At 72.4% G+C, this 14383-nt stretch carries 12 protein-coding genes; 5 read left to right on the forward strand and 7 right to left on the reverse strand.

Features of this window, described 5'->3' with window-relative positions:
* Positions 1-40: 40 nt before the first annotated feature.
* The 3 genes from ppc to ACY1JX_RS08780 all read right to left on the reverse strand — a co-directional run bounded on the left by ppc (position 41) and on the right by ACY1JX_RS08780 (position 4206).
* Complete coding sequence (gene ppc / locus ACY1JX_RS08770; RefSeq protein ID WP_462563729.1) at positions 41-2827, reverse strand: phosphoenolpyruvate carboxylase; 2787 nt, start codon at positions 2825-2827, stop codon at positions 41-43.
* Between the two features lie 90 nt (positions 2828-2917).
* Positions 2918-3202, reverse strand: coding sequence for a protealysin inhibitor emfourin (locus ACY1JX_RS08775; RefSeq protein WP_286930367.1), 285 nt, complete (start codon positions 3200-3202; stop codon positions 2918-2920).
* Positions 3163-4206 (reverse strand): M4 family metallopeptidase, encoded by a 1044-nt coding sequence (locus tag ACY1JX_RS08780; protein WP_462563730.1) that lies wholly within the window; start codon positions 4204-4206, stop codon positions 3163-3165. The genes ACY1JX_RS08775 and ACY1JX_RS08780 overlap by 40 nt, the downstream gene beginning before the upstream one ends.
* Before the next feature lie 134 nt (positions 4207-4340).
* Here ACY1JX_RS08780 and ACY1JX_RS08785 point away from each other — a divergent pair, with 134 nt between their 5' ends.
* Positions 4341-4985: a hypothetical protein gene (locus ACY1JX_RS08785; RefSeq protein WP_462563731.1), complete on the forward strand. Its 645-nt coding sequence runs from the start codon at positions 4341-4343 to the stop codon at positions 4983-4985.
* A gap of 136 nt (positions 4986-5121) precedes the next feature.
* Here the strand turns inward: ACY1JX_RS08785 and ACY1JX_RS08790 are convergent, their stop codons facing one another.
* Genes ACY1JX_RS08790 through dnaK form a run of 4 tightly spaced genes read right to left on the reverse strand, consistent with a single transcriptional unit; the run spans position 5122 to position 9045 of the window.
* Positions 5122-5496 carry a heat shock protein transcriptional repressor HspR gene (locus ACY1JX_RS08790; RefSeq protein ID WP_286930374.1) on the reverse strand — a complete coding sequence of 125 codons (375 nt, stop codon included), beginning with the start codon at positions 5494-5496 and terminating at the stop codon, positions 5122-5124.
* Positions 5496-6602: a molecular chaperone DnaJ gene (gene dnaJ / locus ACY1JX_RS08795; RefSeq protein WP_462563732.1), complete on the reverse strand. Its 1107-nt coding sequence runs from the start codon at positions 6600-6602 to the stop codon at positions 5496-5498. Before dnaJ ends, ACY1JX_RS08790 begins: the two co-directional genes overlap by 1 nt.
* 32 nt (positions 6603-6634) lie before the next feature.
* Positions 6635-7207 (reverse strand): nucleotide exchange factor GrpE, encoded by a 573-nt coding sequence (locus tag ACY1JX_RS08800; protein WP_462563733.1) that lies wholly within the window; start codon positions 7205-7207, stop codon positions 6635-6637.
* Positions 7204-9045, reverse strand: coding sequence for a molecular chaperone DnaK (dnaK, locus tag ACY1JX_RS08805; RefSeq protein ID WP_462563734.1), 1842 nt, complete (start codon positions 9043-9045; stop codon positions 7204-7206). The genes ACY1JX_RS08800 and dnaK overlap by 4 nt, the downstream gene beginning before the upstream one ends.
* A gap of 185 nt (positions 9046-9230) precedes the next feature.
* Here dnaK and ACY1JX_RS08810 point away from each other — a divergent pair, with 185 nt between their 5' ends.
* From ACY1JX_RS08810 to ACY1JX_RS08825, 4 genes are all read left to right on the forward strand, one after another.
* Positions 9231-10424 carry a histidine kinase gene (locus ACY1JX_RS08810; protein WP_462563735.1) on the forward strand — a complete coding sequence of 398 codons (1194 nt, stop codon included), beginning with the start codon at positions 9231-9233 and terminating at the stop codon, positions 10422-10424.
* Complete coding sequence (locus tag ACY1JX_RS08815; RefSeq protein WP_462563736.1) at positions 10394-11077, forward strand: response regulator; 684 nt, start codon at positions 10394-10396, stop codon at positions 11075-11077. The genes ACY1JX_RS08810 and ACY1JX_RS08815 overlap by 31 nt, the downstream gene beginning before the upstream one ends.
* A gap of 100 nt (positions 11078-11177) precedes the next feature.
* Positions 11178-11954: an ABC transporter ATP-binding protein gene (locus ACY1JX_RS08820; RefSeq protein WP_181754017.1), complete on the forward strand. Its 777-nt coding sequence runs from the start codon at positions 11178-11180 to the stop codon at positions 11952-11954.
* Positions 11951-14377, forward strand: a complete 2427-nt coding sequence (locus ACY1JX_RS08825; protein ID WP_462563737.1) for an ABC transporter permease — start codon at positions 11951-11953, stop codon at positions 14375-14377. Before ACY1JX_RS08820 ends, ACY1JX_RS08825 begins: the two co-directional genes overlap by 4 nt.
* Positions 14378-14383 lie beyond the last annotated feature (6 nt).

Here is a 14383-nt window from a genome sequence, read left to right on the forward strand (position 1 = left end):
GAGTAGCTCGCGACGGAGTCGCGGCGTATCGAGATCCTGCTCAGCCGGTGTTGCGCAGGCCGTTGGCGATGCCGTTGACGGTCTGCAGCAGCGCGGCGCGCATGTCCTCGTCGACGGCGTCGGGGTCCTCGCGGTAGCGGGCCAGCAGGTCGACCTGGGCGAACGAGATCGGCTGCAGGTAGGCGTCGCGGACCTCCAGCGTGCGGCGCAGGCCGGGCTGGTCGTCGAGCACGTGGCGCTCGCCGGTGACCCGCAGCACCTCCTCCACCGTGACTGCGTGCTCGGCGCGGATCCGGTCGAAGATCGGGCGCAGGTCGGCCGGCACGAGCGTGTTCACGTAGTGTCCGGCGACGTCGAGGTCGGTCTTCGCGAGCGTCATCTCCACGTTCGAGATGAACGTGCGGAAGAAGTGCCACTGGTCGAGCATCTCGGCCAGCACGTCGCCCTTGCCGGCGAGGCGGGCGGCGCGCAGGCCGCTGCCGACACCGAACCAGCCCGGCACGATCTGGCGGCTCTGGGTCCAGCCGAACACCCAGGGGATCGCGCGCAGGCCGTCGATGCCGCCGCCGGTCTCGGGGCGGCGCGACGGGCGCGAGCCGATGTTGAGGTCGCCGAGCTGGTCGACCGGGGTGGACGCGAGGAAGTACTCGAAGAGCCCCGGCGCGTCGATCAGGCGCCGGTAGGCGGCGTAGGCGGCGTCGCTGACCTGGGTCATCGTGTCGTCCCACTGCTGCATCGACTCGGCGGGCGTGCGGGCCTCCAGGTGCAGCGTGGAGGCCTCCAGCACCGCCGCGAACGACAGCTCCAGGTTCTCGTGGCCGAGGCGCGGCAGCGAGTACTTGTCGCTGATGACCTCGCCCTGCTCGGTGAACTTGATGTCACCGGTGAGCACCCCGTACGGCTGGGCCAGGATCGCATCGTAGGTGGGTCCGCCACCGCGGCCCACCGTGCCGCCGCGGCCGTGGAAGAGCCGCAGGGTGACGCCGTGCTTCTGCGCCACGTCGCGCAGCGCCCGCTGCGCGCGGTGCAGCTCCCACTGCGAGGTGGTGATGCCGCCGGCCTTGTTGGAGTCGGAGTAGCCGAGCATGACCTCCTGCCGGTCGTCGCGCAGGCGGACCAGCGAGCGGTAGTGGTCGTCGGAGAGCAGCTCGTCGAGGACGTCGCCGGCCCGGCGGATCTCTTCGACGGTCTCCAGCAGCGGCACGAAGCCCAGGCGCGCGAACGGCGGCGTCTCCTCGCTGCCGACGAGGTCGACCAGCCCGGCCTGTCGGGCGAGGACGACCGGCGCGAGCAGGTCGTCGCCGCTGACGGTCATCGAGACGATGTAGGACTCGATGACGTCCTCGCCGAAGGCCTCCTTCAGCTCACGGACCGCGGCGAAGACGCCGTAGGTGCGCGCGCCCCACTCGTCGAGCGACGGCGGGTCGGCGGCCAGCGGGCGCAGCCGGCCGAGCTCGCGCGAGAGCAGGGCGAACCGCTCGTCGCGGCTGAGGTCGTCGTAGGAGGTCTCGGACTCGTCGAGACGGTCGAAGAGGAGCCCGAGCGCATGGTGGTGAGCCTCGGCGTGCTCGCGGATGTCCATCGTGGCCAGGTGCAGGCCGACCGACGAGATGGCGCGGATCCCCCGCGCCAGCATCCGGTCGGCGATGAGCTCGCCACCGTGCTCGCGCAGCGACGTGTCGACCACGGCCAGGTCGGCCAGCAGCTCGTCGCGATTGGCGTAGTCGCGCCCCGGGACGTGGGGGGTGCCCTCGGCGACGCGCGCCGCCGAGTTGGCGACCTTCAGCTTCACGCACGACAGCTTGAGCCGGTAGGGCTCGTGCGCGTTGACGTTCAGCAACCGGGGGTCGAGATCGGGCAGCGCCACGAGGTCGGCCTGCAGCGACTTGGTCAGCTCGGCACTGACCTCGACCAGCTCGTCGGACGACGACAGCTCGCGGATCAGCAGGTCGAGATTGGTGTCGACGATGCGGGTGGCGATGCGATTCTGCAGCTGCAGGATGCTGAGCGTGACCTCGGGCGTGACGTTCGGGTTGCCGTCGCGGTCGCCGCCGATCCAGGTGCCGAACGACAGCGGCCGCCGGGCGGGGTCGAGCGAGATGCCGTGCTCGGCGAGCCGGTCCGCGAGGTCGGTGCCGATGTCGGGCAGCGCCTCCTCGAGGATCTGCTGGAGGAAGAACACGAGGTGGCGCGCCTCGTCGAGCGGCGTGGGACGCGTGCGGCGGACGGCATCGGTCTGCCAGATGAGGTCGATCAGCTGGGCCAGGTCGCGGTCCTGCGCGGCGCGGCGGCGGGTGCCGGGCTCGGCGGAGTCGACGAGGATGTCGGCGATCCGGCGCAGCTTCGTCAGCACGGTGCGGCGGCTGACCTCCGTGGGGTGGGCGGTGAAGATCGCGCGGACGTCGATCCGCTCGACCCCCTCGCGCAGCGCGTCGACGCCCTGCTCGGCGACGATGTCGTCGATCGCGCGGGCCAGCCAGCCCTGGTCGTCGGGGCGGGCCTCGATGCCGCGCACGCGGGCCACCTGCTCGGCCACGTTGGCGAGGTTGAAGTAGACGCTGAACGCCCGCACGAGCTTGCCCACGGTGGGCGCGTCGAGATCGGCGAGCAGCGCGCGGATCCGCGAGGCGGCCTCGTGGCGCTCGTCGGGGTCGTCGGACTCCTCGATGACCTTGCCCTGGGCGCGCACGAGCTCGACCTGGTCGAAGAGGTGCTGGCCCTCCAGGCGCCGCAGCGTCTGGCCCAGCAGGTCGCCGACGCGGCGCACGTCGGTGCGCAGCGACTCGTCCTTGGATCGGGCAATGGCATCGAACTCGGAGTCGGTCATGGAGCTCCCCTCGGCTGGCGAAAGTCGTGGGGCGCCGTTGCCCGCGACCAGCCTAGTCAGATCCGCGGCGGCGTGGGAGTGACGCGCGGCTCAGGGCGCATGGTGGACGACGGCGTCGACGAGCTCGCGCCACGGGCCGTCGACCTGGCGCTCGGGCAGGGTGGCCTCGCGGTCGTTGGCCTGCAGCTCGTAGACGAAGCCGTCGGGGTAGCCGTCGCCGGGAGTGGCGTCCCACGGGCACGCCTCGACGAGCGGCCACCAGGCCTGCGCCTCGTCCTCGGACGTGGCCTCGACCTCCCACTGCCGGCGCAGCCCGGCGAAGCCGCCGGTGCGGGTCACCCGGACGACGAGGAGGGGCTGGTCGATTCCGTCCATACCCCCACAGACTGCCACGCGGAGCGCACCACGTCAGCAGCGTCGTGATTCTCGGCGACCGCCACCGTGGCCCGGGCGAACTGCTCGAACGTCGCCCGCGGGGACAGGTCGCCGAGCAGGGTCTCGTACCAGATCCGGCCGGCGACCTCCCAGGCGTTGCCACCGAGCCCGGTGGCGACGAGGTGGAACGCCTTGTTGGGGATCCCGGAGTTGAGGTGCACGCCGCCGCTGTCCTGCGTGGTCTCGACGAAGTCGTCCATGTGGGCCGGCTGCGGGTCCTTGCCCAGGACGTCGTCGTCGTAGGCGGTGCCCGGGGCACTCATCGACCGCAGGGCCCGGCCCTGGACCGCCTCGGTGAACAGGCCCTCGCCGATGAGCCACGACGCCTCGTCGGCACTCTGCCCCGCGGCATGCTGCTCGACCAGGGCGCCGAAGACGTCGGCGACGGACTCGTTGAGCGCCCCGGACTGGTCGCGGTAGACCAGCCCGGCCGTGTACTCGACCACCCCGTGCGCCAGCTCGTGGCCGATGACCGAGAGGGAGGCCGTGAAGCGCCCGAAGATCTCACCGTCGCCGTCGCCGAAGACCATCTGGGAGCCGTCCCAGAAGGCGTTGTCGTAGGCGACGCCGTAGTGCACGGTGCCCGCCAGCGTGAGCCCGGCGTCGTCGATCGACTGCCGTCCGTACACGGAGCGGAGCAGCCCGTCCGTGGCTCCGAAGCCGTCGTAGGCCTCGTCGACGGCGACGTCGCCCGTGGGCGGATCACCTTCGGAGCGGACCACGCGACCCGGCAGCTCGGTGCGGTTCTCGGCATCGCTCACCCGGCGCCGTAGGGGCGTGTCGACCGCCGGCGGGCGCGCCGACGGGTGCCTGTGGCCGCCGTGCCCGGGCCGCTCGGACAGCGCGTGCTGGGCCGCGCGGGCGGCCGTGGCGTAGCGGTCGTCCTCCAGCGAGGCGATCTGACGGAGCAGGTAGGGCGGGACGATCCCCCGAATCGTTTCCATGCCCCGACCGTAGGGCCCGGCACCGACATCGCGCGCGGCGACGACTGCCACGTGAGACGAGGCGCGCCATCCGGCCACCGGAAGTAGCCGTTCGGTCGTCCCGAGGACGCCGACTCACCGGTTAGCGTGCCGGCATGCCCTCCTGGACCCTGCGCGACCGCGGTCGCGACCTGGCCGTGCACGAGGACGCCGACCACACCGTGACGCTCACCATCGACGGCACCGAGGTGGGATCCAGGACGCTCGGCACCCTCGACGACGCGAAGTTCGACCTCCCCGGCGACGGCGACCCCGTGGAGCACGTCAAGGTCGCGAACGGACTGAAGCGCCTGCGGGCCGTCACCCTCGTGGAGCAGCGCGACCTGAGCCCCGTCCGGGTGCCGTTCGTCCCACCGCCCAACACCCGCGCCCGCCGGCTGTACGAGCTCAAGGAGTCCCACCCGAAGCTCTACGCGGCACGGCACGTGGTGTTCACGCTCGTCGGCTTCCTGGGCATCGGCGCGGCCGTGTCGGCGATCCTCGGTCGGCTGCTGCCCGCCGTCGACTGGTCGTGGCTGCCCGACGTCGACCCACCGGACATCGATCCGCCGGACTGGCTCCGGTACCTGAACCCGTTCTACTGGCTGCGGCGAATCACCCCGGACTGGGATCTGGGCTGGTTCGCCGACCTGCCGTGGGGCATCATCGTCCCGCTCGTCGTGGCCAGCGGCATCGCGTGGGGCGAGTACGAGAAGCACCGCGCCCGCAAGGAGCGCGAGGAGCGCACCGACGACGAGTGAGGGGCGGCCTCGGCGTCGACTGACGTCGAGTGGCGCAAACCGGGGTCGCGAGTGGCGCAAGAACGCCCGCCACTCGGCGAGTGGCGGGCGATTCTGCGCCACTCGGCGAACCGGGGCGGACGGCGAGGGGATTGGGTCAGGGCTGGCGGCGCCAGATGGTGACCTGACGGCCGCCGTAGAGCGCGGGCAGGTTCTGCGGCGTGCGCGCCTGCACCAGCTCGGCCTGCAGCTCGGCGACCTTCGCCTGCAGTGCCGCCACCTGGTTCTCCAGGGCGATGACGCGCTTGACGCCCTCGAGGCCCAGGCCCTCGGCGGTCAGGTGCGCGACCATCCGGAGCAGCTCGACGTCGCGCAGCGAGTAGCGGCGGCCCCCGCCGGAGGTGCGACCGGCCTCGACCAGGCCCATCCGGTCGTACGTGCGCAGGGTCTGCGGGTGCAGTCCCGACAGCTCGGCGGCGACGCTGATCACGAAGACCTTCGCCTCCGGGCCCGGGGGGACGAACTCGTTCATCAGGCGCTCCCCGTTCTCGCGGCGCGGAACGCCTCCACCGCGGCCCGTTCCTCGGGCGACGGCTCGTGGGGCACCTGCACCTCGACCGTGATCAGCAGGTCGCCGCGCGACCCGTCGCGCCGCGTGCCGCCCTTGCCGCGCGCGCGGAACGTACGGCCGTTGGGCGTGCCCGGCGGCACCTTGAGCTTGACCGACGGACCGTCGATCGTGGGCGCGCTGACCTCGCCGCCGAGCACCGCGTCGTCGAACGGCAGCGGCACGGTGACCGTGAGGTCGTCGCCCTTGCGCCCGAAGCGCTCGTCACCCTCGACGTGCACCAGCAGGAACAGGTCGCCCGCGGGAGCTCCGGTGTCGCCCTTCGCGCCCTTGCCGCGGATCTTGATCCGCTGGCCGTCCTTGACGCCGGCCGGCACCTTGACGTTGATGGTGCGGCTCGACGGCGCGCGGCCGGTCCCCGTGCAGACCTCGCACGGGTGCTCGACGATCAGCCCGCGACCTCGGCACTGCGCGCAGGGCTCGGTCATCGCGAAGACGCCGCCCGAGGCACTGGTCTGCATGCCGCTGCCCTGGCAGTTGCCGCACACCTTCGGGACGGTGCCGGGCTTCGCGCCCGTGCCGTGGCACATCGTGCACGGCTCGTCGCTGGTGAGCCGCAGCGGGAGCGTGACGCCCTCGACGGCCTGCCGGAAGGTGATCGTCGCCTCGGTCTCGAGGTCGTCACCGCGGCGCGGCTGGGGCGCGCGGCGGCGACCGCCGCGGGCACCCCCGCCGAAGATGCCGCCGAGGATGTCGCTGAGGTCGAAGTCGACCCCGCCGTTCGGGTACGAGCCGCCGCCACCGCCGGGCGGGAAGCCGCCCTTGAACTGGCCGAACAGCGAGCGCTGCTCGTCGTACTGCTTGCGCTTCTCGGCGTTGCCGACGACCCCGTAGGCCTCGGAGATCGCCTTGAAGCGCTCCTCGGCCTGGGTGTTGCCGGGGTTGGAGTCGGGGTGGTTGTCCCGCGCCAGCTTCCGGTACGCCTTCTTGATCTCGTCGGCCGAGGCATCCTTCTTGACGCCCAGGACCGCGTAGAAGTCCTTCGTCGCCCAGTCAGTCGGTGCGCTCATTCACCCCTCCTCCCTCTCGTGTTCCCAGTGATTCAGTCCTGCGTCGTCGGCTGCTCGGTGGCCGCGGCGGCGGCACCGGGGTCGACGACGCCGACCACGGCCGGCCGCAGGACGCGGTCGCCGACGCGGTAGCCGGTGCGCATCACCTGCGCGATGCTCTGCACCGCCACGTTCGGGTCCTCGCCCGCGTGGAAGACGGCCTCGTGCAGGTTCGGGTCGAACGGCTCGCCGGCCTCGCCGAACGAGACCAGGTCGAACTTGCCCAGCGTGCCGCGCAGCTGGTCGGCCACGGCCTTGAAGCCACCGGTCAGCTCACCGTGCTCCTCGGCGCGGCCGAGGTCGTCGAGCACCGTCAGCAGCTCCGTGAGGACCTTCTGCTTGCCCGTCTCGACCGCGCGGACGCGATCGTCCTCGACCCGTCGCTTGTAGTTGATGAACTCCGCCTGCTTGCGCTGGAGGTCGTTCGTCAGCTCGGCGACCTTCGCCTCGAGCTCGGCGACCGGGTCGGGAGCGGCCTCCTCGGAGGCCTGCTCCTGCTCCGCGCCGGCGGCGGGCGCCTCCCCCTCGGGGGAGGTCGCCTCGTCGTCGAACGGCTTCTCGGTCACTTCTGCTCACCCTCGTCGTCGACGATCTCGGCCTCGACGACGTCGTCGTCATCGGCCGGGGCGTCGCCGGTCGGGGCCGCGCCCTCGGCGCCGGCCTCGGCCGCGGCGGCGGCGTACATCGCCTCGCCCATCTTCGAGCTGGACGTGCCGAGCTTCGTGACGGCCGCCTGGATGGCGTCGGTGTCGTCGCCCTCGAGGGCCGACTTCAGCGCGTCGACGTCGGCCTGGACCTCGGTCTTGACGTCGTCGCCGACCTTGTCGCCGTTCTCGGCGAGGAACTTCTCGGTCGAGTGGACGAGCGTCTCGGCCTGGTTGCGGACCTCGACGGACTCGCGGCGCTTGCGGTCCTCCTCGGCGTACTGCTCGGCGTCCTTGACCATCTTGTCGATGTCGTCCTTCGACAGCGCGGAGCCGCCGGTGATCGTCATCGACTGCTCCTTGCCGGTGCCGCGGTCCTTCGCCGAGACGTTCACGATGCCGTTGGCATCGATGTCGAACGTGACCTCGATCTGCGGGACGCCGCGGGGCGCCGGCGGCAGGCCGGTGAGCTCGAACGTCGCCAGCAGCTGGTTGCCGGCGGCCATCTCGCGCTCGCCCTGGTAGACCTGGATCGCCACGGACGGCTGGTTGTCGTCGGCCGTCGTGAAGACCTCGGAGCGCTTGGTCGGGATCGTCGTGTTGCGCTCGATGAGCTTCGTCATGACGCCGCCCTTGGTCTCGATGCCCAGCGACAGCGGGGTCACGTCGAGCAGCAGGACGTCCTTGACCTCGCCCTTCAGCACGCCGGCCTGCAGGCTGGCGCCGATGGCGACGACCTCGTCGGGGTTGACGCCCTTGTTGGGCTCCTGTCCACCGGTGAGGCTCTTCACGAGCTCGGAGACCGCGGGCATGCGGGTGGAGCCGCCCACCAGCACGACGTGGTCGATCTCCTTGACGGTGACGCCCGCGTCACGGATGACGTTGTTGAACGGCGCCTTCGTGCGCTCGAGCAGGTCGGCGGTGATCTTCTCGAACTCCGCGCGGGTCAGCGTCTCGTCGAGGAAGACGGGGTTGCCGTCGACGACCGTGATGTAGGGCAGGTTGATCGACGTCGAGGACGAGCTGGAGAGCTCGATCTTCGCGCGCTCGGCGGCCTCGCGGATGCGGGGCATGGCCATCTTGTCCTTGGTCAGGTCGACGCCCGTGGACGCCTTGAACTTGTTGACCAGCCAGTCGACGACCGCGTTGTCCCAGTCGTCGCCGCCGAGGTGGTTGTCACCGCTGGTGGCCTTGACCTCGATGACGCCCTCGCCGATCTCGAGCAGGGACACGTCGAACGTGCCGCCGCCGAGGTCGAACACCAGGATCGTCTGGTCGTCGCCCTTGTCCAGGCCGTAGGCCAGCGCGGCCGCGGTGGGCTCGTTGATGATGCGGCTGACGTTGAGGCCCGCGATCTCGCCGGCCTCCTTGGTGGCCTGGCGCTGGTGGTCGTTGAAGTACGCCGGCACGGTGATGACCGCGTCGGTGACCGGCTCGCCCAGGTAGGCCTCGGCGTCGCGCTTGAGCTTCTGCAGCACGAACGCGCTGATCTGCTGGGGGTTGAACTTCTTGTCGTCGATCTCCACCGACCAGTCCGTGCCCATGTGGCGCTTGACCGAGCGGATGGTGCGGTCGACGTTGGTGACGCCCTGACGCTTGGCGACCTCGCCGGTCAGGACCTCACCGTCCTTCGCGAACGCGACGACGGACGGGGTGGTGCGAGCGCCTTCGGCGTTCGCGATGACGGTGGGCTCTCCACCTTCGAGCACGGCCACGACGGAGTTCGTCGTGCCGAGGTCGATGCCGACTGCACGGGCCATGGTTCCTCCTGGGGATCGCAGTGTCTCTGCTTGAGATCTGTGCCTTGAAAACTGTGGGTCAAAAGACTTGAGTCATACGTTATCAACTTCGATCAAGGCCGTTCCATTCCCCCTCCCGCCATCGATCTGCAGGACCAGACCCTGGTCTGACGACGCGCGTCCGGGGCGCCCCTAGGCTCGGGCCCATGGAGGACAGCCGGATCGCGCCCGCGGGGCCGTGGCGCCTGGGCCCGCGCGCGACGCGGCTCTTCGACCTCGCCCTCGCCTCGGCGCTGGTGCTGCCGTCCTTCCCGTTCGCCGTGCTGGCGGGGCAGTCGCTGTGGGCGCTGACGCTCTCGCTGCTGCAGACCGTGCCACTGTTCTGGCGCCGGCGGCACTCCGCGCTCGTGTTCGGGCTCGTCGCCGCGGCCAGCGTGCTGCAGGCCGCGACGTACGACATCCCGACGTGGGGACAGGTGGCGTTCCCCGCCGCGCTGTACGCCCTCGCGCGGTACAGCTCGGGCCGGGCGGCCCTCGTGGGCCTCGGCGTGGGCATCTGTGGAGCGGCCGTCGCCTCCTGGGTGTGGACCTCCTCGTCGATCGCCGCGTACCCGCCGGGCCTCGAGTACGTCGACTACGACATCGGCCTCGACGACCTGTCGCCCTACTTCTTCAGCATCGCCGCGATCGTCCTGGCCGCGTGGGCGCTCGGCAGCCAGGCACGGATCCGGCGGGCCTACGAGGCGAGCCTGGTGGAGCGTGGGCGGCAGCTGGCTCTCGAGGCCGAGCAGCGCGCGGTGCTGGCCGCCGCCGAGGAGCGCACCCGGATCGCCCGCGAGATGCACGACGTCGTCGCGCACGGCCTCTCCGTGGTGATCGTGCAGGCCGACGGCGCGCGCTACGCGGCGGCGAAGGACCCGCAGGTCGCGGTCGCGACCCTCGGCGCCGTCGCCTCGGTCGGCCGGGAAGCGCTCACCGAGATGCGGCGGCTGCTCGGCCTGCTGCGCGGCACCGAAGACCCCGCGCTCACGCCGCAGCCACGGCTCGAGGACATCCCCTCACTCGTCACGGCGGACGACCGGGTCGATCTCGTCCTCCCCGACCCCGTCCCCTCGGTTCCGGCCGGCGTCGCGCTGACCGCCTACCGCCTCGTGCAGGAGTCCCTCACCAACGTCCGGAAGCACGCGGGCCCGCAGGCGCGTGCGGTCGTGCGCCTCGCGGCGAGCGACGACGCCCTGGACATCGAGGTCGTCGACGACGGCCGCGGCTCCTCCGCCGACGGCTCCGGCGGCCTCGGCCTGCTGGGCATGCGCGAACGGGTGGAGGTCCACGACGGCACGCTCGAGGTCGGGCCCGCGCCCGGCGGCGGATGGGCCGTGCGTGCGAGGATCCCCACGTGATCCGGGTGGCGCTCGTCGACGACCAGCAGATGGTGCGCGCCGGGTTCCGCATGCTCGTGGAGAGCCAGGACGACCTCACGGTGGTGGGTGAGGCCGGCGACGGCGAGGAGGCGCTGCGGCTGCTCGCCGAGGTGGAGGCCGACGTCGTCCTGATGGACGTGCGCATGCCGCGCCTCGACGGCGTGGAGGCCACGCGCCGGATCGCGCCCGGCGACGACGGCCCCCGCGTCATCGTGCTGACCACCTTCGACCTCGACGAGTACGCGTTCGCCGCGCTCCGCGCCGGCGCCTCGGCCTTCCTGCTGAAGGACGCCGCTCCCCCGGACCTGCTCGCGGCGATCCGCGCCGTGCACGCCGGCGACGCCGTGGTCGCCCCGTCGACCACTCGGCGACTGCTCGACCACTTCCTCGCGGCACCGTCCGCCCCACGGGCCTCGGCCGCCGCCGACCGGCGCCTGTCCGGCGTCACGGAGCGCGAGCTCGAGGTCCTCGGCCTGATCGCCCGCGGCCTGAGCAACCCCGAGATCGCCACGACGCTCGTCGTGTCGGAGGCGACGGTCAAGACGCACGTGAGCCGACTGCTCGCGAAGACCGGGTCGCGCGACCGCGTGCACCTCGTGCTGCTGGCCTTCGAGGCGGGCCTCGTCGGCTGACCGTGCGGGGCTTCCCGCCCCGCGTCATACCGTGGGCGGACGCCGAAGATCCGCCCGTGAGGCGACGCCCCGGGCCCCGCCCCGGAAATAGCGTCGAGGCATGACTTCGACCTCCCTTCCCGGCGCCGCCACCGAGCGCGGCGTCATGCCCGCCGCGTCCGTGCGCGGCCTGTCCAAGACCTACGGCCACGGCGACACCACCGTGCACGCGCTGCGCTCGGTCGACCTCGACCTGGCGCCCGGCCGGTTCACCGCGATCATGGGACCGTCCGGCTCGGGCAAGTCGACGCTGATGCACTGCCTCGCGGGTCTCGACCGCCCCACCGAGGGCACGGTCGCGATCGCGGGCACCGACATCACCGCGCTCGACGACGACCGGCTGACGCACTTCCGCCGCGACCACCTCGGCTTCGTGTTCCAGGCGTTCAACCTGCTGCCGATGCTGACGGCGCGGCAGAACATCATGCTGCCGTTCGAGCTGGCCGGCCGCCGCCTCGAGCCGGGTGCCACCGAGCGGATCGAGCAGGTCATCGACGTCCTCGGGCTGCGCGACCGACTCGACCACCGCCCCGGCGAGCTCTCGGGCGGTCAGCAGCAGCGCGTCGCGATCGCCCGGGCGCTCGCCGCGGACGCCGACGTGGTCTTCGCCGACGAGCCCACCGGCAACCTCGACAGCACCGCGTCCTCCGAGGTGCTGTCCTACCTGCGCCGCAGCGTCATCGAGATGGGCCACACGGTCGTCATGGTCACGCACGAGCTCGACGCAGCCGCCTACGCCGACGACGTGGTCGTGCTGGCCGACGGTCGCGTCCGGGCCCACCTCGACACCCCGTCGCGCGACGAGATCGTCCACGCCCTCGAGGGCGGTGCCCGATGAGGACCGTCCTGTTCGCGTCGCTGCGGACTCACACGCGGCGCTACGTCTCGGCGCTCGTCGCCGTCGCGATCGCGGTGGCGTTCGTCGTCGTGATCGACGCCATCGGCTCGGGTGCTCGCAGCGGCATCGCCGCGAGCGTGGAGGCGGCCTACCCGGAGGCCGAACTCGTCGTGGGCGAGGAGTACGGGATCGCCGAGTCCGATCCCGACCGCGTCCTGCGGGTGGCCGAGAGCCGGGGCGACCGGGCCGCCGTGATCGCCTCCACGTGGACCACGGTGGAAGGGCCCGACGGGGCGATCGGGGACGACGTCCGGGTCGGCACCGTCGCGCTCGATCCGCAGCTGCGCTCGCAGGAGATCGCGAGCGGCCGCGCCCCGAGCTCCGACCGCGAGGCGCTCGTCTCCACCGACACCGCGAAGGCGGAAGGCATCGCCCTCGGCGACAGCCTGACCGTGGGGGTCGGCCGCGAGACGGTGGACGTCACCGTCGTCGGCCTCGCCGGCTCCTCCAGCTACCTCGACGCGGACGTCGACATCACGTGGCCAGCCATGGCCGCGGTCGGCCTGGCGATCCCCGACGCCGTCGCCTACGACGCGCGCGACGACGTGGCCGGGGCGCAGGAGGCGCTCACCGCGGTGACCGAGTCGCCGGTGCAGACCCGCGACGAGTACGTGCAGGCCCGCATCGTGCTGATGAACCAGGGCGCCGACGTCCTGTCCTACCTGCTGCTGCTCTTCGCGGCGATCGCCGGCTTCGTCGCCGTGCTCGTCATCGCGAACACCTTCACGATCCTGTTCGCCCAGCGCAGTCGCGACTTCGCCCTGCTGCGGTGCGTCGGCGCCACGGGGCGCCAGGTCCTGAGGTCGGTGCGCGCCGAGGCGCTCGTGCTGGCGCTCGTCGCCGGGGCGACCGGCGTCGCGGCGGGCATCGTCACGGGGCAGGTGCTCGGCTGGGTGATCCGCGCCTTCGCCGGGGAGGAGGCCTTCGGGCCCGTCAGCCACTCCCCAACCTGGCTCGTGGCCGCGTTCGTCGGCGGCGTGCTCACGACGATCGTCGCGGCCTGGCTGCCGACGCGGGCCGTGGTGCGCGTCAGCCCGCTCGCGGCCCTGCGGCCCGCCGCCGACCCGACCGCCCGCACGACCGCGGGCCGGGTCCGCATCGCCGTCGGCGTCCTGACGACGCTCGCGGGATTCGCAGCGCTCGGCCTGGCCGCGTGGGGGTCCTCGATGCCGCTCATGCTCGCCGGCGGGATGGTCTCGTTCATCGGCGTGCTCCTGCTCGGACCCGTCGTCGTGCCGCGACTGCTGCGGCTCTTCGGACGGGTCGGCCGCGCCGGCGGGCCGTTCCGGGTCGCCGCGGCCAACGCCGTGCGTCACCCACGTCGCAGTGCCGCGACCACGGCGTCGCTGCTCGTCGGCGTCACGCTGGCGACGGCGATCCTCACCGGCATGGCCAGCGCCCGCGACGCCGTCACGACCGAGATGGACGCGGAGTACCCCGTCGACTTCGCCGTCAGCGGAGCGCGCGCCTTCGACCCCGACCTGGTCGAGGCGGTCGGTGGGATCCCCGACGTCGCCGACGTCCGGGGCGTGAAGGGTGCGACCGTCTCGTCGGAGGCCGGACGGCTCACGGTGATCGCCGCGAGCGAGGCCGACCGGGCCGCGACGCTGGACCCGGCCGCCATCAGCCCGAAGGGCGACGAGGTGCTCATCCCCGCCGCGGTGGCCCAGGAGTTCGCCGACGGCGTGCCCGAGGAGCTCACCCTGCGGACCGGCGACGGCGCGGTCACCCTCGCGACCCGCGTCGTCGGCTCCGAGTGGGGTCAGGCGGCGATTGTCCCGACTGACGCCCTCGAGCAGGTGGCACCGGACGCCGCCGTGCGCGTGCTCTGGGTCCTGGCCGAGGACGGCGCCGACGCGGACGACCTCGCCGGGGCGCTCGGCGCGCTCACCCGCGACGCCGACGGCGAGGTGGCCAACAACCTGAAGGACCAGCAGTGGGTCGCGACGCAGCTGGACGTGCTGGTGTGGGCGGTCCTCGGCCTGCTGGGCGTCGGCATCCTCATCGCCCTGGTGGGGATCGCGAACACGGTCGGGCTCTCCATCCTGGAGCGGTCCCGCGAGCACGCCCTGATGCGTGCCCTCGGGCTGACCCGCCGCGGCCTGAGCCGCGTGCTGGCCGCCGAGGGGATGCTGCTGGCGCTCGTCGCGTCGGTCATGGGGGTCGTGCTCGGCACGGTCTACGCGACGTTCGGCGTGGCCACGGTGGTGGCCGACGTCATGCCCGACGCGCGCCTCGTGGTGCCGTGGGGCCAGCTGGCCGCCGTGCTGGTCGTCGCGACGGCCGCCGGGCTGGCCGCGGCCACCCTCCCGGCCCGCCGGGGCGCGCGGGTCATGCCGGCCGAGGGGCTGACGCTCGACTGAGTCGCG

Source organism: Aeromicrobium sp. JP4 (assembly GCF_054957925.1).